Origin of the sequence: Longimicrobium sp. (assembly GCF_036399255.1) — a bacterium.
Taxonomy (GTDB): Bacteria; Gemmatimonadota; Gemmatimonadetes; order Longimicrobiales; family Longimicrobiaceae; genus Longimicrobium.
Map to the genome: position 1 here is coordinate 31489 of NZ_DASWNM010000173.1, position 25051 is coordinate 56539.

Consider the following 25051-nt stretch of genomic DNA (forward strand, 5'->3'; position numbering starts at 1 on the left):
ACACCCGGCGCGCCGGGACGGATGCCCCCTCTTTTCCTGCGGCGCCCCGGCGCCGCGCCCACACGAGCAGGCGCTGGACGCAGCAATGAACGAGCAAGCAACTCCGCGGGAAGCACTGCTGGCGAAGATCGGCGACAAGCGCGCCGTGGTGGGTGTGATCGGCCTGGGCTACGTGGGCCTTCCCCTGGCCGTGGAGCTGGCCCGCAGCGGGTACCGGGTCATCGGGTTCGACGTGTCGGACGCGGTGGTGGCCGGCATCAACGCCGGGCGCAGCCACGTGCTGGACGTGCCGGCCGAGGTGCTGGCGTCGTTCGTGGAGGGCGGGCTGGTCGAGGCCACCACCGAGCTTCCCCGGCTGGCCGAGTGCGACGCCATCTCCATCTGCGTTCCCACGCCGCTCAACAAGACCAAGGACCCGGACCTGTCGTACGTGATCGCCGCGGCGCACGCGGTGCACTTCGCGCTGCGGCCGGGGCAGCTGGTGATCCTGGAGTCCACCACCTACCCGGGGACCACCCGCGACGTCCTCCTTCCCATCCTGGAAGAGTCGGAGCTGCGGGCGGGCGACGACTTCTTCGTCTGCTTCAGCCCCGAGCGCGTGGACCCGGGGAACCCCAAGTGGCACACCCGCAACACCCCCAAGGTGCTGGGCGGGGTGACGCCGGCGTGCAGCGAGGCGGGGGTGGCGCTGTACTCGCGCGTGTTCGACACCATCGTGCCGGTCGAGAGCGCCGAGGCGGCCGAGCTGGTGAAGGTGTACGAGAACACCTTCCGCATGGTGAACATCGCCCTGGCCAACGAGCTGGCGCAGGCGTGCGACGTGCTGGGCGTGGACGTGTGGGGGGTCATCGAGGCCGCCGCCACCAAGCCCTTCGGCTTCATGAAGTTCACCCCCGGCCCGGGGCTGGGGGGGCACTGCATTCCGCTGGATCCGCACTACCTGAGCTGGAAGATGCGGACGCTGAGCTACAAGACCCGGATGATCGAGCTGGCCAGCGAGATCAACGGCGAGATGCCGGGCTTCGTGGTGCGCAAGGTGGCCGACTCGCTGAACAACGCCCGCAAGGCCATCAACGGCAGCACCGTGCTGGTGCTGGGCGTGGCGTACAAGCGCGACATCGACGACCTGCGCGAAAGCCCGGCGCTCGAGGTGATCCGGCTGCTGCAGGACAAGGGGGCCGAGGTGCGCTACCACGACCCGTTCTGCCCCGTGATCCAGGACGACCCGCACACCCCGGTGCGCGGGCTTCCCATGCACAGCGTGGAATTGAGCGACGCCGAGCTGGACGCCGCCGACGTGGTGGTGGTGGTGACGGACCACAGCGAGGTGGACTACGCCGCCGTGGCCGCCAAGGCCCGGCTGGTGGTGGACACCCGCGGCGTGATGCGCGGCCCCGAGGAGCACGTGGTGGGGCTGTCGCGCCGCCGCCCCGAGCCGCCGCGGCTGCGCCTGGTGGGCTGAGGGGGGCACACCCCCCCCTCGCACCGTCCGGGGCGCGCTGGCGCCGCCCCGGCGGACTTTCTGCTTTGCGGAACGGCCTGGACGGCGTGGGCCGGCAGCGGGCGAGATGGACCCAGCCCGGGGCCGGCCCCCGGCGTTTTCCGGGCACGCCCGGCCCCGCGGCGCTTCGCGCCTCCGGGAGCCGATGATGACGGACCGGCCGGGAGCGTCCCGGCCGGCGGACGACCGCCCGGCGGGCTGGGAGGTGCGCGCGGCGGGTCCGCGGGCGCCGGACCCGCCGCCCGGCACAACCGTACCCTTGAACGAACGCAGACGATGCCGGTGCCTTTGCTGGACCTCGGGCGGCAGTACCAGACGCTTCGCGACGACATCCGCGTCCGTCTCGACGGGGTGATCGAGAACCAGGCCTTCATCATGGGCAAGCCCGTGCAGGAGCTCGAGGAGGCCGTGGCCGCGCACCTGGGGGTGCCGCACGCCATCGGCGTGGCCTCGGGAACCGACGCGCTGCTCCTCCCCCTCAAGGCGCTGGACCTGCAGCCGGGCGACGAGGTGGTCGCCCCGCCCTTCACCTTCTTCGCCACGGCGGGCGCCATCCACAACGCCGGCGGGCGCGCGGTGTTCGCCGACATCGACCCGGGCACCTTCAACGTCGACCCGGAGAAGGTGGAGGCGGCGATCACCCCGCGGACGCGGGCCATCGTCCCCGTGCACCTGTTCGGGCAGATGGCCGACATGGCGCGGCTGCGCGAGATCGCCGACCGCCACGGGGTGTTCCTGCTCGAGGACGCGGCCCAGGCGATCGGCGCGCGGCAGCAGGTGGACGGCGAGTGGATCACCACCGGCACGCTGGGCGACGCCTGCGCGTTCTCCTTCTTTCCCAGCAAGAACCTGGGCGGCTTTGGCGACGGCGGGATGATCGTGGCGCGCGACGACGAGTTCGCGGCGCGGCTGAAGCGGCTGCGGGTGCACGGCGGGCTCAAGATGTACCACCACGAAGAGGTGGGCACCAACTCGCGGCTGGACGCCCTGCAGGCGGCCGTGCTGCTGGCCAAGCTTCCCCACCTGAACGGGTGGAGCGAGGCGCGCCGCCGGAACGCGGCCTGGTACGACGCGCGCTTCGCCCCGCTGGAGGCGGCGGGGAAGCTGACGCGCCCCGTGGTGCTCCCGGGGAACGAGAGCATCTTCAACCAGTACACGCTGCGGGTGCAGAACCGCGACGGGCTCAAGGACCACCTGGCGGGGCTGGGGATCGGCGCGGCGGTGTACTACCCGCTGGCCATGCACCAGCAGCCCTGCTTTGCCTACCTGGGGTACGCCGAGGGCGACTTCCCGGTGAGCGAGCAGGCGTGCCGCGAGGTCATCTCCATCCCCATCTACCCCGAGCTCACCGCGGACGAGCGCGAGCAGGTGGCCGCCGCCATCGAGGAGTTCTGCGCATGAGCGAGTTTCGCGACGTGCGCACCGCCATGGTGGGGTGCGGCTACTGGGGCGCCAACCTGCTCCGCAACTTCGCCTCGCTCTCGGACCTGCGGGTGGCGTGCGACCTGTCGCCCGCGGTGCGCGCGAAGGTGGCGGCGCAGTACCCCGGCGCGCGGGTGACCGACTCGTACGAATCGGTGCTGGCGGACCCCGAGGTGCAGGCGGTGGTGCTGGCGACGCCGGCCCCCGCGCACGCCGACATGGCGGTGCAGGCGCTGGAGGCGGGGAAGCACGTCTTCGTCGAGAAGCCGCTGGCGCTGTCGGTCGCCGACGCCGAGCGGATGGTGCGGGCGGCCGACGAGGGCGGGCGCATTTTGATGGTGGGCCACCTGCTGGAGTACCACCCGGCGGTGGAGCACATCAAGGAGATGATCACCAGCGGCGAGCTGGGCGACGTGTACTACGCCTACTCGCAGCGGCTGAACCTGGGCAAGCTGCGCAGCGACGAGAACGCGCTGTGGAGCCTGGCGCCGCACGACATCAGCATCCTGCTGTACCTGATGGACGAGGAGCCCGAAGAGGTGACGGCCAGCGGGCAGGCGTTCCTGCAGTCCGACATCGAGGACGTGGTGTTCGTCACCCTGCGCTTTCCCTCGGGCCGCATCGCCCACGTGCACGTGAGCTGGCTGGACCCGCACAAGGAGCGCCGCCTGACGGTGGTGGGCTCGCGCAAGATGGTGGTGTTCAACGACATGGACCCGCGCGAAAAGGTGCGCGTGTTCGACAAGGGACTGGACCGCCGCGCCCCGGCGCCCGCCCCCGCCGGGCTTCCCGAGCCGGTGCTGTTCGCGCCGCGCGACGGCGACATCGTCAGCCCGCGCATCGGCGGGCACGAGCCGCTGGCCATCGAGTGCGCCGAGTTCCTGCGCGCGGTGGTGACCGGGAACCCGCCGCGCAGCGACGGCCGCGACGGCCTGCGGGTGGTGCGGGTGCTGGAGCGCGCGCAGGAGGCCCTGGCCGCCGGCCGCCTGGCGTACGCGGGAGCGCCCGCATGAGCCAGATGCGCGAGATGCCCGGCGGCTGGCACCTGCACGAGTCGGCGTACGTGGACGACGGCGCGGAGATCGGCGCGGGGACGAAGGTGTGGCACTTTTGCCACGTGATGGGCGGCGCGGTGATCGGCGAGCGTTGCTCGGTGGGGCAGAACGTGGTGGTGATGCCCGGCACCCGGCTGGGCAACAACGTGAAGGTGCAGAACAACGTGAGCGTGTACGAGGGCGTCGAGTGCGACGACGACGTCTTCCTGGGGCCCTCGATGGTGTTCACCAACGTGGTGAACCCGCGCAGCCACGTCTCCCGCAAGCACGAGTACCGCGCCACGCGGGTGGGGCGGGGCGCCTCGATCGGCGCCAACGCGACCATCGTGTGCGGGCACGACCTGGGCCCCTACGCCTTCGTGGCGGCGGGCGCGGTGGTGACCCGCAACGTGCCGGCGTACGCGCTGATGGCGGGCGTGCCGGCGCGGCGCATGGGGTGGATGTGCCAGTGCGGCGAGCGGCTGGCCGATCCCGGCGCGGACGGGACCACGGCGTGCGGCGGGTGCGGCGACCGCTACCTGCTGGCCGGGCCCGACGAGCTGCGCCCGGCCGGCGCCCCCGCGGGGGAGTAGGCACGTTGCCCGCGCCCGGCGGCCTTCCCGCGCTGGTGGTGGGCGGCGGCGTCGTCGGCCTGGCGTGCGCGGCCGAGCTGGCGCGGCGCGGCTGGTGGACGGTGCTGGTGGAGCGCGAGCCCACCTACGGCCGCGGCACCAGCAGCCGCAACTCGGAGGTGGTGCACGCCGGCATCTACTACCAGCCGGGCTCGCTGAAGGCCCAGCTGTGCGTGGAGGGGCGCGACCGGCTGTACGCCTACCTGGCGGCCCGCGGCGTTCCCCACGACCGCTGCGGAAAGCTGATCGTGGCCACGGAGGAGGCCGAGCTTCCCGAGCTGGAGAAGATCGCCGCGCGGGCGGCCGCCAACGGGGTGCACGACCTGCGCTGGCTGAGCGCGGCCGAGGTGCGCGCGGCGGAGCCGGGGGTTCGCGCGGTGGCGGCGCTGGAGTCGCCCAGCACGGGGATCGTCGACGCGCACGCGCTGATGCACGCGCTGGCCGGCGACGCGCAGGAGGCGGGCGCCGACTTCGCCTTCGGGACCGAGGTGGCCGGCGTGGCGCGCTCGGCCGACGGGTGGACGGTGACGGTGCGCGACGCCGCGGGGGCCGAGGACGAGGTGGAGGCGGGGCTGGTGGTGAACGCGGCGGGGCTGTACGCCGACCGCGTGGCCCGCCTGGCGCTGCCGGACGCCAACGGCGCCCTCCCCACGCAGGAGTGGGTCAAGGGGAACTACTTCTCGGTGCGGCCGGGGTCGGCCGTGCGCGCGCGGCGGCTCATCTACCCCTGCCCGCACCCGGACCTGCGGGGGCTGGGAACGCACCTTACGCTGGACCTGGCCGGCGGGCAGCGGCTGGGCCCTGACGTGGAGCGGCTTCCCGAGGCGGTGGAGGACTACCGGGTGGACGAGGGGCGGCGCCGGGCCTTCTACGAGGCGGCGCTGCGCTTTCTTCCCGGCCTGGTGGAGGACGACCTGTCGCCGGCCTACAGCGGGCTGCGTCCGCAGGTGGAGGCGGTGGACGGGTTCCGGGACTTTTACCTGGCCCGCGAGGACGCCCGGGGCGCACCCGGGTGGATCAACCTGATCGGGATCGAAAGCCCCGGTCTTACCTGTGCCCTGGCGATCGCGGAGCGCGTGGCGGCCCTGGCGGACGGCTGACGCGCGCACGCGGCCTTTTCTCTACGAATCGAGGCGAAGGATGGATCTGTCCGGCAAGCGTATCCTGGTGATCGGCGGTGCGGGGTTCATCGGCAGCCACGTGGTGGACGAGCTGCTGAAGACGGACGTGGCCGAGGTGGTGGTCTACGACAACTTCTTCCGGGGGCGGCGCGACAACCTGCGCGAGGCGCTGCGGGACCCGCGCGTCAGCATCTCGCCCCACGGCGGCGACATCCTGCACAGCGACATCCTGAGCGCCGCCATGGAGGGGATGGACGGCGTGGTGCACCTGGCGGCGCTCTGGCTGCTGCAGTGCCACGAGTACCCCCGCGCGGCGTTCGACGTGAACGTCCGCGGCACGTACAACGTGATCGAGGCGGCCATCGCCAACAAGGTGCAGCGGGTGGTGTTCTCGTCTTCGGCCTCGGTGTACGGCGACGCGGTGCACCTGCCCATGGGCGAGGACCACCCGTACAACAACTTCACCTTCTACGGCGCCACCAAGATCTCGGGCGAGCACATGTTCAAGAGCCTGGGCGCGCGCTACGGGCTGTCGTGGGCCGGCCTGCGGTACATGAACGTGTACGGCCCCCGGCAGGACTACAAGGGCGCCTACATCGCGGTGATGATGAAGATCCTGGACCGCCTGGACCAGGGGCTTCCCCCCATGGTGTACGGCGACGGGTCGCAGCAGTACGACTTCGTGCACGTGACCGACGTGGCGCGGGCCAACGTGGCGGCGCTCCAGTCGGACGTGAGCGGCGAGTGCTACAACGTGGGGCGCGGCATCGGCACCTCCATCCGCGAGATCTCGGAGTCGCTCATCCGCCTGTCGGGGAGCGACGCGCAGATCCAGTACGAGCCGGCGGGGCAGACCTTCGTCACCAACCGCATCGGCACCACGGAAGCGGCCGAGCGCGATCTGGGCTTCCGCTGGACGGTGGACCTGGACGAGGGGCTCAAGAGCCTGATCGACTGGCGCCGCGGCGACATCGCGGCGGTGGACGCGCGGCGGGCGGACAGCTAGAGTCCACGCGTCAACGACGGGGCAGGGCCGGGGGATCGGTCTCCCGGCGCACGGCAGTGCCCCGCGTGGGCGGGGATCTCTCCGCCCACGCGGACGTTTTCGGAATCGAACCGCTCCTCTTTCGATCTCGGACGAGGGAGGACGCGGATGCGGGCGCGGGGCCCGCATCCCGGCGCGGCAACCGGCGGGAACCCCAGGCAGGCAGCCAGACCATGACCATGCTCGCGAACGCAAAGAAGTACGACCTGCCCATCACCCGCGCCGTGTTCGGGCCCGAAGAGGCGGCGGCGGTGCAGGAGCCGCTGGCCAGCGGCTGGGTGGTGCAGGGGCCGAAGGTGGCGGAGTTCGAGGGAAAGTTCTCGGCCTACACGGGCGCGGGGCACTCCATCGCCGCCTCGTCGTGCACCACGGCGCTGCACCTGGCCGTCAAGGCGCTGGGGCTCAAGCCGGGCGACGAGGTCATCGTCCCCGCCTTTACCTGGGTGTCGACGGCCAACGTCATCGAGTACGAGGGCGCGAAGCCGGTGTTCTGCGACGTGGACCTGGCCACCTTCAACATCGACGTGGAGCAGGCGGCGTCGCTGGTGACGGACCGCACGGTGGGCCTGCTTCCCGTGCACCTGTTCGGCCTGTGCGCCGACATGCCGGGGGTGAACGCGCTGGCCGAGAAGCACGGGCTGTGGGTGGTGGAGGACGCGGCGTGCGGCTTTGGCGCGTGGATCGGCGAGCGGCACGCGGGGACGTTCGGCGACGCGGGGTGCTTTTCGTTCCACCCGCGCAAGTCCATCACCACCGGCGAGGGGGGGATGGTCACGACGGACGACGAGCGCCTGGCGGCCGCCTGCCGCAGCCTGCGCGACCACGGCGCCAGCCGCACCGACCACCAGCGGCACCACGCCAAGGCGGCGTTCCTGCTGGCCGAGTACAGGGTGGTGGGGTACAACTACCGGATGACGGACATCCAGGGCGCCCTGGGCTCGGTGCAGATGGACCGCGCCGACGCCATCCTGGACCGGCGCCGCGCCGTGGCCGCCGGGTACGACGCGCGGCTGCGCGGGGTGGAGTGGCTGGACGCGCCGCTGGTGCCCGAGGGGTACGTGCACGGCTACCAGAGCTACGTGACGCTCTTTCGCCCCGAGGCGCCCACGCTGGCGAACGTGGAAGCGCTGCACGAGCGCCGCAACGCGCTGATGATGCGGCTGGAGGAGATGGGGATCTCGACCCGGCAGGGGACGCACGCGCCGGTGCTGCTGGACGTGTACCGCGACAAGTACGGCCTGCGCCCGGAGCAGTTTCCCAACGCGGTGCTGGCGGACCGGCTGTCGCTGACGCTCCCCGTGGCCACGCAGATGACGGACGCGGACCTCGACGCGGTGGTGGAAGAGCTGCAGGCCAACTTCGCCTGAGGGACGGACTGGCGAGGCGCGGGATCGTTTCCCGCGCCTCGCTCCGTCTGCGCCATCGGCGCGGGACCGCGCCGGCCTCTACGGGGGGTCAGACCAGACCTGACGAACCTGTCATTCTGAGGGAGGCGCCGCGCAGGGTTTTCCGTTCGCCCGAGAGCATGGCGCCGACCGAAGAATCTGCACGTCGGGCGGCAGGATCTCTCGGCCACGCGGGGTTCCCGGGCGATGCCCTGCGGGTCAGGATGAGGATTGCGCAAAACTTGACGAACCTGTCATTCTGAGGGAGGCGCCGCGCAGGGTTTTCCGTTCGCCCGAGAGTGTGGCGCCGACCGAAGAATCTGCATGTCGGGCGGCAAGATCTCGCGGCCACGCGGGGTTCCCGGGCGATGCCCTGCGGGTCAGGATGAGGATTGCCCAAAGCTTGACAAACCTGTCATTCTGAGGGAGGCGCCGCGCAGGGTTTTCCGTTCGCCCGAGAGTGTGGCGCCGACCGAAGAATCTGCACGTCGGGCGGCGTGATCTCGCGGCCACGCGGGGTTCCCGGGCGATGCCCGGGAGAGGCCTCCGCGCGAGGGGAAGGAGATTCTTCGGTCGCGCCAACCGGCTCCGCGGTTTTTCCGCGAGTTCGGGGAGGGCGCTCCCTCAGAATGACAGGTTTTTCCGCGGGCTCTGTATGGGGATGGTTCCCGGGCGATGCCCGGGAGGGGCCCGCGCGAGGGGAGGGAGATTCTTCGGTCGCGCCAATGCGCCCCGCGGTTTTTCCGCAAGTTCGGGGTGGGCGCTTCCTCAGAATGACAGGTTTTCCGCAGGCTCTGCACCACGGTTTCCGGGCGATGCCCGGGATGGGTTCCGCGGATTGGGGTAGCAGGATCGGGTAGGCGTACAGGCCGGCGCGGGGCTCTGCCCGTGTCGGCACATGCTGGGGTCTAGGGAACAGGTAATTAGCCGATGTGTGGAATCGCCGGCGCCGTGCGGCTGGACGGAAGCTCGGTCAACCCCCGTGAGCTGCGGCTGATGGGCGACGCGCTCGCGCACCGCGGGCCCGACGGCGACGGCTTTCACACCGACGGGCCGGTGGGGCTGGCGCACCGGCGCCTGGCCATCATCGACCTCTCCGACGCCGGCCGCCAGCCCATGTTCTCGGCGGACGGCCAGGTGGCGCTGGTGTACAACGGCGAGGTGTACAACTTTCGCGACCTGCGCCGAGAGTACGCGCAGCGCGGCTACGCCTTTCGCTCGCGCACCGACAGCGAGGTGCTGCTGGCGGGGTACCTGCTGGACGGCATCGACTTCGTGCGCCGCTGCAACGGGATGTTCGCCTTTGCGCTGTGGGACGCGCGCATCCGGCGATTGTTCCTGGTGCGCGACCGCTACGGCATCAAGCCCCTGTACACCGCCCGCCGCGGCAGCACGCTCCTCTTTGGCTCCGAGGTCCGCGCCCTGCTGGCGCACCCCGAGGGGCGCGCCGGGCTGGATCCCGCCGCCGTGGTGGAGTACTTCACCTTTCAGAACCTGCTGGGCCAGCACACGCTCTTCGAAGGCGTGTCGCTGCTGGACCCGGGCACCATCGCCTCCATCGACCCTGACGAGGGCGCCCGCGCGGTGCTGCACCGGCGCCGCTACTGGGACTTCGACTTCAGCCGCCCCGACGCCTCGCTGACCGCGCACGATGCCGAGGCGCAGACGCTGGCCGCCTTTACCCGCGCCGTCGACCGCCAGATGGTGAGCGACGTGCCGGTGGGGAGCTACCTGTCCGGGGGAATGGACAGCGGCTCCATCGCCGCGGTGGCCGCGCGCAGCCTGCCGCGCCTTTCCACCTTTACCTGCGGCTTTCAGGTGCAGGGGGTGGAGGGCGTGGAGGCCGGCTACGACGAGCGCACCGCCGCCGAGGCGATGGCCGCGCGCTTCGGCACGGAGCACTTCGAGCAGGTGATCGCCCCGGCCGACCTTCCCGCCACCCTTCCCGCGGTGGTGCGCCACCTGGAAGACCTGCGGGTGGGGATGAGCTACCCCAACTACCTGGCCGCCCGCCTGGCGTCCAAGTTCGTCACCGTCTGCCTTTCCGGCGCGGGGGGCGACGAGCTGTTCGGCGGCTATCCCTGGCGGTACTACAAGGTGTTCCGGGCCGGCGGGCGCGAGGCGTTCCTGGACGGCTACTACGCCTACTGGCAGCGGCTGGTAAAGGACGGCGACCGCGCGGCCTTCTTTCAGCCCGGCGTGCTGGCCGCGACGGACCCGGACGGGCCGCGGCAGGCGTTCCGCAAGATGTTCACGGACAACCCGGCGCTGGGGTACGACACCCCCGAGGACCTGGTGGGGAACACCCTGTGGTTCGAGGCCAAGACCTTTCTGCACGGGCTGCTGATCGTGGGCGACCGGCTGGCCATGGCGCACTCGCTGGAAGAGCGGGTGCCGTTTCTGGACGACGACTTGGTGGCCCTGGCGCAGCGCATTCCCGTGAACCTGAAGCTGGGGAACTTCGAGCGCTTCAAGGCGATGTCGGACGACGAGGCGCGGCGCTTCCTGGGCTACGTGGAGACGGACGACGGCAAGCAGGTGCTTCGCCACGCCATGGCGCACCTGATTCCCCGCGAGACCATCGAGCGCCGCAAGCAGGGGTTCTCGGCGCCGGAGGAGTCGTGGGCGCGCGGGCCCAACCGCGCGTTCGTCGAGCGGATGCTGCTGTCGAGCGACACGGTGAGCGCGGAGTGGATCCGCCCCGAGTACGTGCGCGAGGTGGTGCGCCGCCACATGGACGGCCGCGAGAACCATCGCCTGCTCCTGTGGTCTCTGCTCTCGTTCGAGGAGTGGTGCCGCGCCTTCCTGGCCGGCGCGCCCGCTCCCGGCGTCGCGCCCGAGGCCTCGGCGATCGCCTCCGGCTGACGCGCCATCCCGAATCCCTGGAAAGACGGCGTTGACCTGAATCCGTGATGCCAGGTCCTGAAAAAAGAATGATCGTACAGAGGAACAGAGTCAGACAGAGAACGCGAGCTTCCTCTGTCTGACTCTGTTCCTCTGTACCCAAAGGTGTTGTTTCCCGGGATTCGGGATGAGAGCCGAGGAAACGGCACGAGAAAACTCCGTTGACTCCGTTGACTCCGTGTGAGGCCCATTCTTTTGCGGGCGCGAACGGGGGCCGTTCCACCGTTGTTCTCTCCTCGGTTTGCGCCGCGGCGGCGGTCCGTTGCCCGCGCCGCCGGGCCGTGATACGTTGCCTGCCGAACGCCGGCCGGACGTGCCGCGCGGGCGGCGGCGTACGACGTGGACGCAGGCCCGCCTTCCCCGTTTCTCGCGCCCAGCGGCCCGCTTTTCCTCGTGAAGATCGAAGTTCTCACCCCCGCGGTGGATGACGCGTACGAGCGGCACCTGGCCCGCCACGACAGCGCGCTCTTCTACCAGTCGCCGCGCTATCGCGACTTCCTGCGCGCGCTGCTGGGGTGCCGGGCGCACTCGCTGGCCGCGGTGCGCGACGGCGAGATCGTGGGGTCGCTTCCCCTGCTGTACCTGGATACCCCCGAGGGGCGGGTGTACAACTCGCTTCCCTACTACGGCAGCAACGGCGGCATCCTGGCCGACGAGCCCCAGGCCGTGCACATGCTGGTGGCCGAGTACAACGCCCTGGCCCGCGCCCCCGGCACCCTGGCCTCCACCATCGTCGGCAACCCGCTGGCCCCGCCCCACCCCGAAGGGATCGTCCACGAGCTGACGGACCATCGCATCGGCCAGCTGACGCCGCTGCCGGCGGACGCGGACGATCCGTGGAGCGCGCTGATGGCGGCCGTGGACTCGTCCGCGCGCCGCAACGTCAGGAAGGCGATGGGCGAGGGGATCACGGTGGAGACCGACCCCGGCGAGACCGACGCGCTGCGGCGGATGCACCAGGAGAACATCACGGCCATCGGCGGCGCGGCCAAGTCGGAGCGCTTCTTTGCGCTGTACCCCGAGCACTTTCGCCCCGGGATCGACTACGACCTGTGGGTGGCGCGCAAGGACGGCGCGGTCGTCGCCGCGCTGCTGGCCTTCTACTACGGAAAGACGGCGGAGTACTTTACCCCCGCCACCAGCGCGGAGCACCGCTCGTCGCAGGCGCTGCCGCTGATCGTGATGACCGCCATGGCCGACGCGGCCCGGCGCGGCTACCGGTGGTGGAACTGGGGCGGCACCTGGGAAAGCCAGACCGGGGTGTACCGCTTCAAGCGCAAGTGGGCGGCGGAGGACCGCCGCTACGAGTACCTGACCGCGCTGAACGACCCGTCGCTGCTGCAACGGGACCGGGCCGCGCTGCTGGCGCTGGCGCCGGGGTTCTTCGTGGTTCCCTTTCAGGCCCTGGCGGGCGCCGCACCCGCCGCGGCCGTCCAAGCCGAGGAGAGCGAATGAGCAAGGTGGTGGTCTTTGGAACGGGGAGCTTCGCCGAGGTGGTGCAGTTCTACCTGACCCACGACAGCGAGCACGAGGTGGTGGCCTTTACCGTCCACGAGGCGCACCTGCAGGAGACGGAGCTGCGGGGGCTTCCCGTGGTCCCCTTCGAGCGGCTGCACGAGACGCACCCGCCCGAGTCGCACCAGATGTACGTAGCCGTGGGGTACAAGGGGGTCAACCGCGTGCGCGCCGACGTCTGCGCCCAGGCGCGGGAGAAGGGGTACACGCTGCTGACCTACGTGAGCTCAAAGTGCACGCACTGGGGGGATACGAAGATCGGCGACAACTGCTTCATCTTCGAGGACAACACCCTGCAGCCGTTCGTCACCATCGGCGACAACGTGGTGATGTGGAGCGGCAACCACATCGGGCACCACAGCACCATCGGCAGCAACTGCTTCATCACCTCGCACGTGGTGGTCTCGGGCCACTGCCGCGTGGGCGACTACTCGTTCGTGGGGGTGAACGCCACCCTGCGCGACGGCATCACCCTGGGGCAGTACAACGTGATCGGCGGCGGCGCCATCCTCATGAAGGACACCCAGGACAAGGAAGTGTACGTCCCGCGCCGCACCGAGCCGGACGCCCGGACCAGCGACCAGATCCGCATGTGAGCGCGCCCACGGACGGGCGGGACGGCGCGGTGGAGCGCGCGCTGGAGGGGGTGGCCGAGATGTACACCGGCAACCTGCAGGAGCACGGCCTGGCCTCGAAGAGCGTGGGGTGGAAGGACGAGGGCTCGCAACTGCTGCGCTTCGACAAGCTGTCGGAGCTGGTCACGCCGCAATCGGCGGCCGACGGGTTCACGGTGAACGACCTGGGGTGCGGCTACGGCGCCATGTTCCGCTACCTGGACGGGCGCTTCGGCGCGGGGCTCACGGGGTACTGGGGGTGCGACATCAGCGACGAGATGCTGCGCGCCGCCCGCGGCTTTGCCGACGACCCGCGGGTGGAGCTGGTGAACAGCCCCCGGCTGCTGAAGCGCGCCGACTACTCGTTCGTCTCGGGCACCTTCAACGTAAAGATGGGCGCCGAGGACGACGCCTGGCGGGGCTACGTCACCGACATGCTGCTGCACCTGCGGGACATGTCGGCGAAGGGGTTCTCGTTCAACCTGCTCAGCACCTACGTGGACTGGAAGGCCGAGAACCTGTACTACGCGGACCCGCTGTGGTTCTTCGACTTCTGCAAGCGCAACGTGTCGCGCCACGTGTCGCTGCTGCACGACTACCCGCTGTACGAGTGGACCCTGCTGGTGCGGACGGAGGGGTAAGGGTGCGGTGGAGAAAGCAGGGGCTGCTGTACGCGCCCTCGGGCGAGCGCCCGTGGGCGCGCAGCCACGCCTCGCTCCCGGTGGCGCTTCCCCTGGAGGGCGACGTCTGCCGCGTCTTCTTTGCCTCGCGCGACGAGCAGAACCGCTCCAGCATCGGCTGGGTGGAGGCCGACCTGGCCACCGGCACGGTGCTGAGGGAGGCGGAGGCGCCGGTGATGGAGCCCGGGCCGCTGGGCCACTTCGACGACCACGGGGTGTATCCCGCCTCGGTGGTGGAGCACGAGGGGGCGCTGTACCTGTACTACATCGGCTGGAACCCCGGCCCCACGCCGCCGCTGTTCTACTCCACCATCGGCCTGGCGGTCAGCGAGGACGGGGGGCTCACCTTCCGCCGCGTGTCGCGCGCGCCGGTCCTGGCGCGGAGCGAGCACGACCCCTGCCTGGTCACCTCGCCGTTCGTGATGAAGGACGGCGGGCGGTGGCGGATGTGGTACGTCTCGGGCTTTCGCTGGGAGCGCGCGGCCGACGGGCTGCACTCGTACTATCACCTGAAGTACGCCGAGTCGGACGACGGGGTGGCGTGGCGCCGCGACGGGCACGTGGCCATCGGCCTGAAGCCGGGCGAGCGCAACGTGGCGCGCCCCTGCGTGCGGCTTGAGGACGGCGTGTACCGGATGTGGTACTCGTCCAACTGGGGCGAAGGGTACCGCATCGGCTACGCCGAGTCGGGGGACGGGATGGACTGGACCCGGCGCGACGACGAGGCGGGGATCGAGCCCTCCGACGGCGGATGGGACGGCGAGGCGCTGGCCTACCCCTGGGTGGGGATGGTGAACGGCGTGCGCCGCATGCTCTACAACGGCAACGGGTTCGGGCGCACGGGCCTTGGCCTGGCCACCCCGGAGACCGCGGGCGCCGGGGGGTGACCCCGCGCCGCCCGGCATCCTTCAAGGCAACCGAGTGACACCCTTCTGGCTGGGGGCGGCGGCGCTGCTCCTGTTCACCTTCGCGACGCGGGCGCTTCCCACCCTGGTGGTGGCGAACCCGGCGGCGCGCGGGTTCGACGCGCTGTTCCACCTGTTCTACATCGACGCCATCCGCGAGCGGGGGGCGGAGGCGTTCAGCACCCTGCCGCGCTGCACGCCCCACTCGGCGCAGATCTCCTATCCCTGGGGAATGCACTGGCTGCTGGCCCGCCTGCCGCGCCGCGCGGTGCTGGCCATCGAGCCGCTGTGGGGCGGCGTCGTGGACTGCCTGCTCCTCCTCGTCCTTTTTGCCGTGGGCGCGCGGGCGGGGCTGAGCGGGCCCCAGCTGCTGCTGGCGGGGCTGCTGGCCTCCACCAGTCCGCTGCTGCTTTCGGCCCGCCCGCTGCGCGCGTTCGAGATCACCGCGCGGGGCTTTGGCGAGCTGCTGTTCGCGGCGGGGAGCGGGGCGCTGGTCTTTGCCCACACGGGGAGCCCGTGGGGGTACGCGGCGGCGGTGCTGTGCTTTGCCTTGCTGGCGCTTTCCAGCAAGTTCGCGCTGCAGGCGCTGTTCCTGGTGTGGGTGCCGCTGGGGGTGTGGATGGCAAGCCCGACGGTCGCCCTGCTGCCCTTTGCGGCGGTGGCGGCGGCGTACCTGCTCTCGGCGGGGCACTACCACCAGGTGTTCATCTCGCACCTGCGGTACCTGGACTACTACGCCCGCGAGATGCAGTGGCAGCACGTGTCGCTGGTGGGCTCGTCCAGCCGGCTGCGCGGGGTGCGGACCGCCATGCAGAGCCCCAAGCAGATGGCGCTGTGGGCGTTCAACGTCTCGTCGGGCCCCGCGGCCACCTTCCTGGTGCAGGCGCCGGCGCTGTGGGTGGTGGTGGCCGCGTGGGTGATGGGGGGCGCGCCCCCGGCCGGCGGCGGCGACCCGGCGGCGGCGCGGCTGCTGGCGCTGTGGGCGGTGGCGCCGGTGTTCCTGATGGCGGCCATCAGCCTGCCCGGGCTGCGCTTTCTGGGCGAGGCGCACCGCTACGTGAACTTCGCGGTCCTCCCCTTTTCCCTGCTGGCCGCCGCCGCGCTCTCCACGGCGCCGCTGGACTGGGCCGCCGCGGGCGCGGTGGGGCTGCTGTCGCTGCACCTGGTGCTGGACTTTGCCTACTGCACCGCCTTCGTGCGGATGAAGGGGCAGGTGGGGAAGGACCCGCACTGGACGGAGCTGGTTTCGGCGATGAACGGGATGGCGGGGCCGCGCTCGGTGCTCTCCGTGCCGCTGTACCTGGCGCGCCGGGTGGCCTTCGAGACGCACCACCTGGCCGACGCGGGGCCGGGCCCCACCACGCCTTCGTCCATCGCGGCGGCAAAGCTGCTGTGGGTGGGGCACCATCCCTTTCCCAACCCCGACCTGCGCCTGCTGCGCGAGCGGCTGGGGTACGACACGGCCGTGTTCGACAAGAAGGCGCTGCGCGGGGCGGGGGGGCGCGCGGGCCCCGCGTACCCGCTGGACGACTACGCCGTGCTGTACGAGAACGAGGGGTACCTGGTGCTGGACCTGACGGCGGCCCGGGCGGGCGGGCGCGCCGCGGAGCCCGCGCCGGCGCACGCGGGCGAAGCGGGACGCCCGTGAGCGCGGACACCCCGGCGGCCGCGCCCGCGGCGGCCGGCGGGCGCGGCGCCGGCGACGGGGAGCCGCGGGGGCTGCGCGGGCTGCTGAAGGACTCGGCGCTGTACGGGCTGGGGGCCATCGCCAGCCGCTTCGTGGGCTTTCTTCTCCTCCCCGTCTACACGCGCCTCTTTGCCCCGGCGGAGTACGGGGTGCTGGACCTGCTGACCACCACCTCGGTGGTGCTCTTCATGCTGGCCGAGCTGCAGATCGTGTCGGGGGTGGCGCGCGGCTACTACGCGGCCCGCGACCGGGGCGAGCTGCCGGTGCTGATGGGAACGGCGGTGCGCCTGTACCTGCGCAACGCGCTGGCCTGGACGGCGCTGGCGCCGCTGGCGCTGTGGCTGCTGGACGACCAGCTGGCGGCGGTGGGCGGGTGGACGGTGTTCCTCCCCGTGGTGGCGGCGCTGGTCCCCCAGCAGCTCTTCGGGCTTTCCCAGCTGGTGTTTCGCTTCGAGCGGCGGCCGCGGCTGTACGTGGCCTTTTCGCTGGGCGACGTGGCGACCAGCGCGCTGTTCAGCATCGGCGCGGTGGTGTGGCTGGGGATGGGGGTGGGGGGCGTGCTGTGGGGGCTGTTCCTTTCCAAGCTGGTCTGGGGCGCCGCGGCGGTGTGGGTGCGCCGCGGGGTGTACGCCTGGCGCTACGACCCGGCGCACGCCCGCGCGCTGCTGGGCTACGGCCTGCCGCTGGTCCCTTCCGTCCTTTCGAAGTGGGGGCAGAACTACGCCAACCGCTACGTGCTGGCGTTCTCGCTGTCGATGGCGGACCTGGGCGTCTTTGGAGTCGCGGCGCGGCTGGCGGCGGTGGTGGCCATCCTGGACACGGCGTTCCGCACCTCGTGGGACCCCATGGCCATGCGCCTGTTCGAGGAAGAGGGCTCGGAGCCCGTCTTCGACCGGGTCCTGGGGATGTACCTGGCGGCGATGTTCGCCCTGTGCGGCGTGCTGGCCTTTGCCGGCGCGCCGGTGGCGAGGCTGGTGGCGGGGCCGGGGTACGAGGCGGCGGGGCCGCTGCTGGGCTTCCTGGGCTTCGGGCTGCTGTGGAACGGGGCCACGGGGATCATCGGCGCCGGGAACGCGTGGGCGCGGCGCACCTACTGGAACACGCTGGGCTTCGTGGCGGGCGGGGCGCTGAACCTGGCGCTGCTGGCGTGGGCGGCGCCCCGCTGGGGGGTGCAGGCGGCGGGCGCGACCTACGTGCTGGGGTCCATGGCCTCCGCCGCGGTCATCCTCGCCACGGGCCAGCGCAGCCACCCCATTCCCTTTCGCCGGCTTCCCCTGGCGCTGGCCGCCGCGGGCTCGCTGGCCGTTCCCACGGTGGCGTACCTGCTGGACGGGCGGGGGCTGCTGGCGGAATTTCCCACCCCCGCAGCGGTGGGCGTGCGCGCGCTGCTGGCCGCCGCCGTGGCCCTTCCCCCGCTGCTGGTGCTGGCCCGCTCGGGCGGGCTGGCGCGGCTTCGCCGGCCGTGACGCACGACCTTGCGCCCCGGCCGCGCGCCCCTTTCACCCGACCCGTGCACCCCCCGGAGGGCCCCGTGAACCGACGCGAATACCTGGCCGCCGCGGTGGCCACCCTGGGCGCGGCCTGCTCCGACGCCCCCGCCGGCGCAGCCGCCGTGGAGCGGCCGTCCACGGCGCCGCTCGTGGACGGCGCGACCGGCGTACAGGTGGTGACGGACTTCGCCGACCACGTGCTGGCGCGGGGGGGCCCGGAGGAGGACTGGGGCCCGGCGTTCGAGGCGGCGTGGGCCGCGGCGGGCGCGGAGGGGACGGACCTGTTCGTCCCCGCGGGGACGTACCGGGTGCGCCCCCGCCGCCGGGAGGGGGGCTGGGGCCCCGCGCTGGACCTGGTGCAGGCGGACAAGTACCGGCCCGTGCGGATGCTGGGCCCCGCGCGGGGGGCCCAGCTGCGGGTGGAGGCGTGGCCCGCGGGCGCCCCGGCGGACCTGGAGGTGGTCCGCATCCGGTCGGGGGTTCGCGGCAGCGGCGGCGGCATGGACACGGCGGTCGGGGCCGAGGTGGCCAACCTGTCCATCGTCAACGCGTCCGGCGGGCCCATGCCCCCCTGGCGCACGCCGCACGACCACCGGGGCGTGGGCATTCGCCTGGTGGGGCTGTACTGGGCCGGGGTGACCGGGTGCTTTTTCCAGGGGCTGGGGTGCGGGGTGGCGCTGGGGTACGACGACGCCCGCCGGGGGGTGAGCTACGTGGTGCGGGTGCAGGCGTGCCGGTTCCAGTACTGCAACCAGGCGGTGCGGGTGCCCCCCACCGCCAACGGCACGGTGGTGCGCGACTGCGTGCTGGTGTGGATGCACGCGTCGCGCACCGCCCCGGTGGCGGCCTTTACCTGCGGCCACTCCACGGGCACGGTGCTGTTCGAGGAAAACCACGCCGAGCAGTGCGGCATGTGGGTCTACGAGATCGGCGCCACGTTCAACGCGCGGGTGAACGGGGGGCGGCTGGAGAGCGTGGCCGGCGCGGTGCGGGTGCGGGGAACGGGCCCCGAGCCCGCGCGGGGCACGCGCATCGACGGGCTGTCCGTGGACTGCGACGCGCTGCGCGGGCCCGCCCTGTGGATCGAGAACGGCGTGGGAACGCTGGTCACGGGCGTGATCTTCTACCAGTCGGGCACGGCGCACCCGCACCTGCGGGTGGAGCCGCGGGCGCGGCGCACCACGGTGCTGGGCCTGGAGTCGGCCGACGCGCCGCTGCGCGTTTCGGACCCCGGGGGCGGCGTGAAGCGGCTGGATTGAGCGGCCGCCCCGGCACCGGCCGCCGCGGGGCAGGGCGTCCTGCACGGTGGCGCAAACGCGCCAATTCGTTTACCTTGTAGCATCCGTGCTGACGTCCGGATGTCTGATACGCCTGGCGTTGCAAAATCCTTTGACCACGCTGCTGCCCGGGATCGAGCATCGTGCGACGGTTCAGTTTTCCCTCCTCCGCGCGGATTCTTTCCGCGCTCTCGCGCCGAACCACCTCCGGCCAGCTCATCCCCGAGATCGACGGGCTTCGCTTCTTCTCCATCGCCCTGGTGGTGCTGTTTCACCTGGAGGGGTACGTCGCGCAGTCCTCGCGTGTGCAATACGCGGTGGGCAACTACGAGAACCCCCTGCGGTACCTGCTGCACCGCGGCAACCAGGGCGTGGAGCTGTTCTTCATCATCAGCGGCTTCGTCCTGGCGCTTCCGTTTGCGGCGCACCTGCTGACCGGCGGCCGCAAGGTGAACCTGCCGGCCTACTTCACGCGGCGGCTCACCCGCCTGGAGCCGCCGTACCTGCTGGCCATGCTGGGCACCTTCGTCGCGATGAACATCGTGCGGGGGCTGGAGTGGCTTCCGCGCGTTCCGGAGCTGCTCGCGCACTTCTTCTACGTGCACAACTGGCTGTACGGCAAGGACAGCAACATCAGCGTGGTGGCGTGGTCGCTGGAGATCGAGGTGCAGTGGTACATCCTGGCCCCGCTGCTGGCGCCGGCGCTGTACGGCATTCCCGGGGTGTGGCGGCGGCGCGCGGCGGTGCTGGGGCTGATCGCGGCCGCCGTGGCGGGGCAGCTGCTGGTGGCCGCGGCGGGCATCCACCTGCCGCCCTCGCTTCTCGACTACATCCAGTACTTCCTGGTGGGGGTGCTGCTGGCCGACGTGTTCCTGGTGGACTGGCGCCAGGCGCCCGCGGCGAACCGCGGATGGGACGCGGTGTGGGTGGCGAGCTGGGCGGGGCTGGTCTGGGCGTGGAACCAGAGCGACGCGCTGTGCCTGGTGCTGTTTCCCTGGCTGGCGCTGCTGATGTGCATGGCCAGCTTTCGCGGCGCCTGGGCGCGGCGGGTGGTGGGGAACCCGTGGCTGGCGGTCACCGGGGGGATGTGCTACACCATCTACCTGCTGCACTTCCCCATCTTTGCCTTCGTGGGCGACTTCACCATCGGCATCGGCGAAAGCCGGTACTTCCTGGTGCACTACCTGGTGCAGGTGCTGCTGGTGGTGCCGGCGGTCCTGGCGGTGAGCGCCGTGTACTTTCTGCTGGTCGAAAAGCCCTGCATGGACCGCGAGTGGCCGGCCAAGCTCGCGGCGCGCGTCCGGGCGCTGCGCGGCCGGACGGAGGACTACGGCCGGCTCGTTCCCGCGGGCCTGGGGAATGCGCGCGGACGGCGGGCAGCCCGCGAGTAGCTCCCGAATCCGCAAAAGACTCGCGTTACACAAGGAAGCAGAGGAAGCGGAGTGTTCTCTGCTTCCTCTGCTTTTGTGCCTGAATGGTTCTTTTGCCGGAGTCCGCTGAAAGGCGTGCCGCTGGGTGAATCGTGGAGTGGGCGGACGGTTTTCGGGATCGCGCATCAGGGGTCGGGGACGGCCTGTTCCAGCGCGCCGCAGAGATCATGGGGCGATCCGCATCCATCCCCCCCTTCCGCCTCACACGGAGAGCACGGAGGAGAAACCGGTCCTCTTGTCTTCTCCGAGTCCTCCGTGCGATACCGAATCCGGGAGAACAACACCTTCATGAGTACAGAGGAACAGAGTAAGACAGGGAACCGAGATGATATTTCAGCTCGCTTTCTCTGTCTGACTCTGTTCCTCTGTACGATTGTTCTTTTTCAGGATCTGGTGAGAATGAGGATGAGAGCGTTGAATTCCTCAGCGTTTTGCATGCACGACCAATCGGAAGAAACGGTGTGAGTTCCCCTTGCTGGCTATTCCCTAGTCCCTGTTCCCTATTCCCTAGTCGGCGCGCGAAGGATGAGGTCCACCGCGGCGGGAAGGTCGGGGACCACGTGATCGGCGCGGACGTGCGCCTTTTCCGCCGCGCCGTAGCCCGTCTCCACCAGGATCGTCCGCATTCCCAGCCGCGCGGCGGGCTCCAGGTCCGTGCCCCGGTCGCCCACCATCCACGAGGCGGCCGGGTCCGCGTCCCAGTCGCGCAGGGCCTCCTCGAACATCCCCGTCCCCGGCTTGCGGCGCGGGTCGTCGCGGCGGTGGGCCTCCACCCGCGCCCGCGGGTGCGAGGTGCAGTAGTAGAAGGCGTCGATCCACGCCCCCGCCGCCCGCAGCTCGCCGGCCATGTGCTGGTGGATGCGCAGCACGTCGGCTTCTTCGCAGTACCCGTGCGCCACGGCCGCCTGGTTGGTGATGACGACCACCGGCAGCCCGGCGCGGTTCAGGCGGCCCACGGCATCCACCGCGCCGGGGATCCAGGCGAAGTCCTGTACCCGGTGCAGGTAGTGCACCTCCACGTTCAGCGTGCCGTCCCGGTCCAGGAAGACGGCGGGGCGGGGGGGCACGGAGCTCAGGGCACGGCGTCGGGAAACACCAGCCGCTCCACCAGCCCGCACACCACGTGGCCGCACAGCTCGTGGACCTCCTGGATGCGCGGCGTCTCGGTGGAGGGCGCCCGCACGCAGATGTCGCAGAGCTCGGCCATGGCCCCGCCCCCCGCGCCCGTAAAGCCCACGGTGACCACGCCGCGGCCGCGCACCGCCTCCAGCGCCCGCACCACGTTGGGCGAGTTGCCGCTGGTGCTGATGCCCACCGCCATGTCGCCCTCGCGCGCCATCCCCGACAGCGGCCGCGCAAACGTCAGCTCGTAGCCGAAGTCGTTGCCGATGGCCGTGATCTCGGAGGTGTTGGTGGTCAGCGCGAACGCCGGCAGCCCGGGGCGGTCCAGGTAGAAGCGCCCCGAAAGCTCCGCCGCCCAGTGCTGCGCGTCGGCCGCGCTGCCGCCGTTGCCGAAGAAGTACACGCGGCCGCCGGAGCGGAACACCTGGGCCATCCGCCCCGCCAGCTCCTCCAGCAGCGGCACCATCGCCCGCACCTGCTCGTGCGCGCGGATGCTGGCCTCCACCTGCTCCGCCGCCCAGCCGCCCCCCGTCACAGCGTCCATGTCTGCGCTCCCATCTCGGTAAAGCCGAAGTCCACGATGTCCGCGCCCTGCGCGCGCAGCGCCGCCGCCACCTGCTGCCGGCGGTCGAAGCTGGTGAAGAAGAACATGAAGCCGCCGCCCCCCGCCCCCGACACCTTGCCCCCCAGGGCGCCCGCCTCGCGCGCCGTAGCGTACAGGTGGTCGATCTGCGGATTGGAGATCTTTTCCGACATCCGCTTCTTCTCCAGCCACGCCTCGTGCAGCATCTCGCCGAACTGGCGGAACTTGCCGGTGAGCAGCACCCGCTTCAGGTCGATGGCGAACTGCTTGCTGCGGTCCATGGCCTCGACCGGGTCGGCGCTCCCGCTGCGGTAGTTGGCGATCTGGCTGGCGATGATCTCGGACGAGACGCGGCTGGTGCCCGTGTACGCCAGCACCAGCGAGTACTCCAGCTCGCCCACCCACTCGGGCGGAATGCGCAGGGGGTTCACCAGCGCCACGTCGCCGTGGAACTCCATGAAGTTGAAGCCCCCGAACGCCGCCGCGTACTGGTCCTGCCGCCCGCCCTCGATCCCCAGGTCCTCGCGCTCGATCTGGTACGCCACCCGCGCCACCTCGTAGCGGTCGATCCCCAGCCGCAGCCACGCGTTCACCGCCGACACCATGGCCACCACCAGCGTCGACGACGCGCCCAGCCCCGAGCCCGGGGGGCAGTCGGTGTGCGTGTACAGGTCGAAGCCCCGCGACCCCGTCTCCAGCCGGCGCACCACCCCCTTGGCCAGGTCCATGGTGCCGTCCATGGGCGGCACGCCGGCGGCGGCGTCGTACGCCGTCTCGTTGCCGTAGTCCAGCGAGCGCAGCGTCACCCGGCCGTCGTCGCGGGGGACCAGGGTGACGTAGGCGTAGCGGTTGATGGTGGCGTTCAGCACCAGCCCGCCGCGCTCGTCGGAGTACGGGCGCACGTCGGTGCCTCCGCCGGCGAAGCTGATGCGCAGCGGCGCGCGGGCGCGGATGATCTGGGTCACGGCGTCACGGGGTCGGGGGGATGCGGATGCGGTGCGTCCGCGCGGGGCAGCACCTGCGCCGCGCGGGCATAGTCTTCGGGCGTGCCGATGTCCAGGAACGGCGCGGACGGCAGCCGGTGCCCATACAGGGCGCCGCCGGCCAGCGCCGCGAGCACGTCGCGCTCCAGCGACGCGGCCTGGCCGGGGCGCACCGCGGCGAGCGCCGCCGGCTCCAGCAGGTACACACCGGCGTTGATCCAGCCGGGGCCCTGGCCCGGCGCCTTTTCGACGAAGGCGCGCACCCGCCCGGTGGCGGGGTCCGACTCCACCCGGCCGTAGCGGTCGGTGGCCGGCACCCGCGCCAGCGCCACCGACGCCAGCGCGTCCGGCCGCGCGCGGTGAAAGGCGGCCAGCGAGGCCAGCTCCAGCCCCAGGAAGGTGTCGCCGTTCATCGCGGCGAAGGCGCCCGTCCACCCCTCGCGGTCCAGCACCCAGCGCAGGGCGCCCCCGGTGCCCAGCGGCTCCCGCTCGCGCACGCAGCGCACCCGCAGCGCCCCGTAGTCCTGCGCGCCCACGAAGGCGTCGATCTGCTCGCCCCGGTACCCCGTGCTCACCACCGCCTCGCGCACCCCCTGCGCCGCCAGAAAGCGCAGCAGGTGGTCCAGGAACGGGCGCCCCAGCACGGGGGCCAGCACCTTGGGGCGGTCGGCGACCACGGAGCGCAGGCGGGTTCCCAGCCCGCCCCCCAGGATGACCACCGGGGGCGGCGCGGCGTCGGTGTGCGGTGCGGGCGGCATGCAGGAGCGGCGCGTGCGTGCGGATGCGGGCGCGAGCGCGTTCCCGCGGCGGGGCACATGATAACGCGCCGCCCGCCGCGCGTCTACGGCGGCGCCATGTGTTTGCGCCGGATGCGGGCCCCGCGGCGGGCGGCTGCACTGGACAGACCGGGTGCCGGATGGTATGATCGTCGGCTGCGCGCGGGTGGATTTGAGCCGCGCGGCCCGCCGTCGCGCGGCCGCGCCCAGCCCGCGGTTCACCGGGAAGGCCGGGTCGGGAATGAAGCGCACCGCCAAGCGTCTGCTGACCACCGGGATGAACCGGATGGGCTTCGAGTTCCACCTTACGCGCCACTGGCGCATCGAGCCGTGGAACACCGACGCCGAGTTCCTGCGCGTGATGGAGGGGGTGGCGGGCCGCACCCTGGTGGACCCGGTTCGCTGCTACATGCTCTGGCAGCAGGCGCGGAGCACGGCCCCCCTGGGGGGCGACGTCGCCGAGGTCGGCGTGTACCGCGGGGGAACGGCGCGGCTGCTGGCGCGCACGGTGCAGCCCACGGGGCGCACGGTGCACCTGTTCGACACCTTCGCGGGGATGCCGGCGGTGGACGCCGCCCGCGACCTGCACCGCGAGGGCGACTTCGCCGAGACGTCGCTGGACGAGGTGCGCGCCTTTCTGGCCGGCTCGCCCAACGTGCGCTTCTACCCCGGCTTCTTTCCGCAGACGGCCGAGCCGGTGCGGGACACCCGCTTCTCGTTCGTGCACGTGGACGTGGACATCTACCCGTCCGTCCGCGACTGCTGCGCGTTCTTCTACCCGCGCCTGCTTCCCGGCGGGGTGATGATCTTCGACGACTACGGGTTCCTGAGCTGCCCCGGCGCCCGGCAGGCCGTGGACGAGTTCTTCGCCGACAAGCCCGAAACCCCGTGCTACCTGCCCACCGCCCAGTGCATGGTGGTGCGCGCGTGCACCGCGCCCTGAGC

21 protein-coding genes are annotated in these 25051 nt (G+C 71.6%); 17 read left to right on the forward strand and 4 right to left on the reverse strand.

Translation table 11 applies throughout. The features are described 5' to 3' along the window. Positions 1-85 precede the first annotated feature (85 nt). The 16 genes from VGC13_RS32560 to VGC13_RS32635 all read left to right on the forward strand — a co-directional run bounded on the left by VGC13_RS32560 (position 86) and on the right by VGC13_RS32635 (position 20603). Positions 86-1462 (forward strand): nucleotide sugar dehydrogenase, encoded by a 1377-nt coding sequence (locus tag VGC13_RS32560; protein WP_331129536.1) that lies wholly within the window; start codon positions 86-88, stop codon positions 1460-1462. 315 nt (positions 1463-1777) lie between these two features. Continuing rightward, on the forward strand, positions 1778-2902 hold the full coding sequence (locus VGC13_RS32565) for a DegT/DnrJ/EryC1/StrS family aminotransferase (RefSeq protein WP_331129537.1): 1125 nt from the start codon (positions 1778-1780) through the stop codon (positions 2900-2902). Beyond that, on the forward strand, positions 2899-3936 hold the full coding sequence (locus VGC13_RS32570) for a Gfo/Idh/MocA family oxidoreductase (protein WP_331129538.1): 1038 nt from the start codon (positions 2899-2901) through the stop codon (positions 3934-3936). The genes VGC13_RS32565 and VGC13_RS32570 overlap by 4 nt, the downstream gene beginning before the upstream one ends. Continuing rightward, positions 3933-4550 (forward strand): acyltransferase, encoded by a 618-nt coding sequence (locus tag VGC13_RS32575; RefSeq protein ID WP_331129539.1) that lies wholly within the window; start codon positions 3933-3935, stop codon positions 4548-4550. Before VGC13_RS32570 ends, VGC13_RS32575 begins: the two co-directional genes overlap by 4 nt. A 5-nt stretch (positions 4551-4555) precedes the next feature. Then, positions 4556-5689: an NAD(P)/FAD-dependent oxidoreductase gene (locus VGC13_RS32580; protein ID WP_331129540.1), complete on the forward strand. Its 1134-nt coding sequence runs from the start codon at positions 4556-4558 to the stop codon at positions 5687-5689. A gap of 40 nt (positions 5690-5729) precedes the next feature. Then, positions 5730-6716 (forward strand): NAD-dependent epimerase/dehydratase family protein, encoded by a 987-nt coding sequence (locus VGC13_RS32585; protein WP_331129541.1) that lies wholly within the window; start codon positions 5730-5732, stop codon positions 6714-6716. A 212-nt stretch (positions 6717-6928) separates the two neighbouring features. Beyond that, the gene (locus VGC13_RS32590; RefSeq protein ID WP_331129542.1) at positions 6929-8122 is read left to right on the forward strand and encodes a DegT/DnrJ/EryC1/StrS family aminotransferase; all 1194 of its coding nucleotides are present in this window, start codon (positions 6929-6931) and stop codon (positions 8120-8122) included. Between the two features lie 948 nt (positions 8123-9070). Beyond that, the gene (asnB, locus tag VGC13_RS32595) at positions 9071-11005 is read left to right on the forward strand and encodes an asparagine synthase (glutamine-hydrolyzing) (protein ID WP_331129543.1); all 1935 of its coding nucleotides are present in this window, start codon (positions 9071-9073) and stop codon (positions 11003-11005) included. 432 nt (positions 11006-11437) lie between these two features. Continuing rightward, positions 11438-12499 (forward strand): GNAT family N-acetyltransferase, encoded by a 1062-nt coding sequence (locus tag VGC13_RS32600; protein ID WP_331129544.1) that lies wholly within the window; start codon positions 11438-11440, stop codon positions 12497-12499. Next, on the forward strand, positions 12496-13155 hold the full coding sequence (locus VGC13_RS32605; protein ID WP_331129545.1) for an acetyltransferase: 660 nt from the start codon (positions 12496-12498) through the stop codon (positions 13153-13155). The genes VGC13_RS32600 and VGC13_RS32605 overlap by 4 nt, the downstream gene beginning before the upstream one ends. Then, complete coding sequence (locus tag VGC13_RS32610) at positions 13152-13814, forward strand: class I SAM-dependent methyltransferase (RefSeq protein WP_331129546.1); 663 nt, start codon at positions 13152-13154, stop codon at positions 13812-13814. The genes VGC13_RS32605 and VGC13_RS32610 overlap by 4 nt, the downstream gene beginning before the upstream one ends. A 2-nt stretch (positions 13815-13816) precedes the next feature. Beyond that, a complete protein-coding gene (locus VGC13_RS32615) occupies positions 13817-14740 on the forward strand; it encodes a hypothetical protein (protein WP_331129547.1) in 924 nt (307 codons plus the stop codon). Between the two features lie 34 nt (positions 14741-14774). Further along, entirely contained in the window at positions 14775-16406 is a 1632-nt protein-coding gene (locus VGC13_RS32620; RefSeq protein WP_331129548.1) for a hypothetical protein, read from the forward strand. After that, positions 16403-17911, forward strand: coding sequence for a lipopolysaccharide biosynthesis protein (locus VGC13_RS32625; RefSeq protein WP_331129549.1), 1509 nt, complete (start codon positions 16403-16405; stop codon positions 17909-17911). Before VGC13_RS32620 ends, VGC13_RS32625 begins: the two co-directional genes overlap by 4 nt. A gap of 65 nt (positions 17912-17976) precedes the next feature. Continuing rightward, entirely contained in the window at positions 17977-19194 is a 1218-nt protein-coding gene (locus tag VGC13_RS32630; protein WP_331129550.1) for a hypothetical protein, read from the forward strand. 161 nt (positions 19195-19355) lie between these two features. Next, entirely contained in the window at positions 19356-20603 is a 1248-nt protein-coding gene (locus VGC13_RS32635; protein ID WP_331129551.1) for an acyltransferase, read from the forward strand. 539 nt (positions 20604-21142) lie between these two features. Here the strand turns inward: VGC13_RS32635 and VGC13_RS32640 are convergent. Genes VGC13_RS32640 through VGC13_RS32655 form a run of 4 tightly spaced genes read right to left on the reverse strand, consistent with a single transcriptional unit; the run spans position 21143 to position 24088 of the window. Beyond that, positions 21143-21709, reverse strand: a complete 567-nt coding sequence (locus tag VGC13_RS32640; protein WP_331129552.1) for an HAD family hydrolase — start codon at positions 21707-21709, stop codon at positions 21143-21145. 5 nt (positions 21710-21714) lie between these two features. Further along, positions 21715-22269, reverse strand: coding sequence for a D-sedoheptulose-7-phosphate isomerase (locus VGC13_RS32645; RefSeq protein ID WP_414683028.1), 555 nt, complete (start codon positions 22267-22269; stop codon positions 21715-21717). Between the two features lie 26 nt (positions 22270-22295). Beyond that, positions 22296-23312: a hypothetical protein gene (locus VGC13_RS32650; RefSeq protein WP_331129554.1), complete on the reverse strand. Its 1017-nt coding sequence runs from the start codon at positions 23310-23312 to the stop codon at positions 22296-22298. Further along, entirely contained in the window at positions 23309-24088 is a 780-nt protein-coding gene (locus tag VGC13_RS32655; protein WP_331129555.1) for a nucleotidyltransferase family protein, read from the reverse strand. Before VGC13_RS32655 ends, VGC13_RS32650 begins: the two co-directional genes overlap by 4 nt. Positions 24089-24347: 259 nt before the next feature. On the opposite strand from VGC13_RS32655, the gene VGC13_RS32660 reads away from it, so the two are divergent. Further along, the gene (locus VGC13_RS32660; RefSeq protein ID WP_331129556.1) at positions 24348-25049 is read left to right on the forward strand and encodes a TylF/MycF/NovP-related O-methyltransferase; all 702 of its coding nucleotides are present in this window, start codon (positions 24348-24350) and stop codon (positions 25047-25049) included. Positions 25050-25051: the final 2 nt, after the last annotated feature.

Excerpts from the sequence above, each read along its gene's own strand:
- VGC13_RS32560 (WP_331129536.1), top strand. The coding sequence starts at position 86 with ATGAACGAGCAAGCAACTCCGCGGGAAGCACTGCTGGCGAAGATCGGC.
- VGC13_RS32565 (WP_331129537.1), top strand. The coding sequence starts at position 1,778 with ATGCCGGTGCCTTTGCTGGACCTCGGGCGGCAGTACCAGACGCTTCGC.
- VGC13_RS32570 (WP_331129538.1), top strand. The coding sequence starts at position 2,899 with ATGAGCGAGTTTCGCGACGTGCGCACCGCCATGGTGGGGTGCGGCTAC.
- VGC13_RS32575 (WP_331129539.1), top strand. The coding sequence starts at position 3,933 with ATGAGCCAGATGCGCGAGATGCCCGGCGGCTGGCACCTGCACGAGTCG.
- VGC13_RS32585 (WP_331129541.1), top strand. The coding sequence starts at position 5,730 with ATGGATCTGTCCGGCAAGCGTATCCTGGTGATCGGCGGTGCGGGGTTC.
- VGC13_RS32590 (WP_331129542.1), top strand. The coding sequence starts at position 6,929 with ATGACCATGCTCGCGAACGCAAAGAAGTACGACCTGCCCATCACCCGC.
- asnB (WP_331129543.1), top strand. The coding sequence starts at position 9,071 with ATGTGTGGAATCGCCGGCGCCGTGCGGCTGGACGGAAGCTCGGTCAAC.
- VGC13_RS32605 (WP_331129545.1), top strand. The coding sequence starts at position 12,496 with ATGAGCAAGGTGGTGGTCTTTGGAACGGGGAGCTTCGCCGAGGTGGTG.
- VGC13_RS32655 (WP_331129555.1), bottom strand. The coding sequence starts at position 24,088 with ATGCCGCCCGCACCGCACACCGACGCCGCGCCGCCCCCGGTGGTCATC.
- VGC13_RS32660 (WP_331129556.1), top strand. The coding sequence starts at position 24,348 with ATGAAGCGCACCGCCAAGCGTCTGCTGACCACCGGGATGAACCGGATG.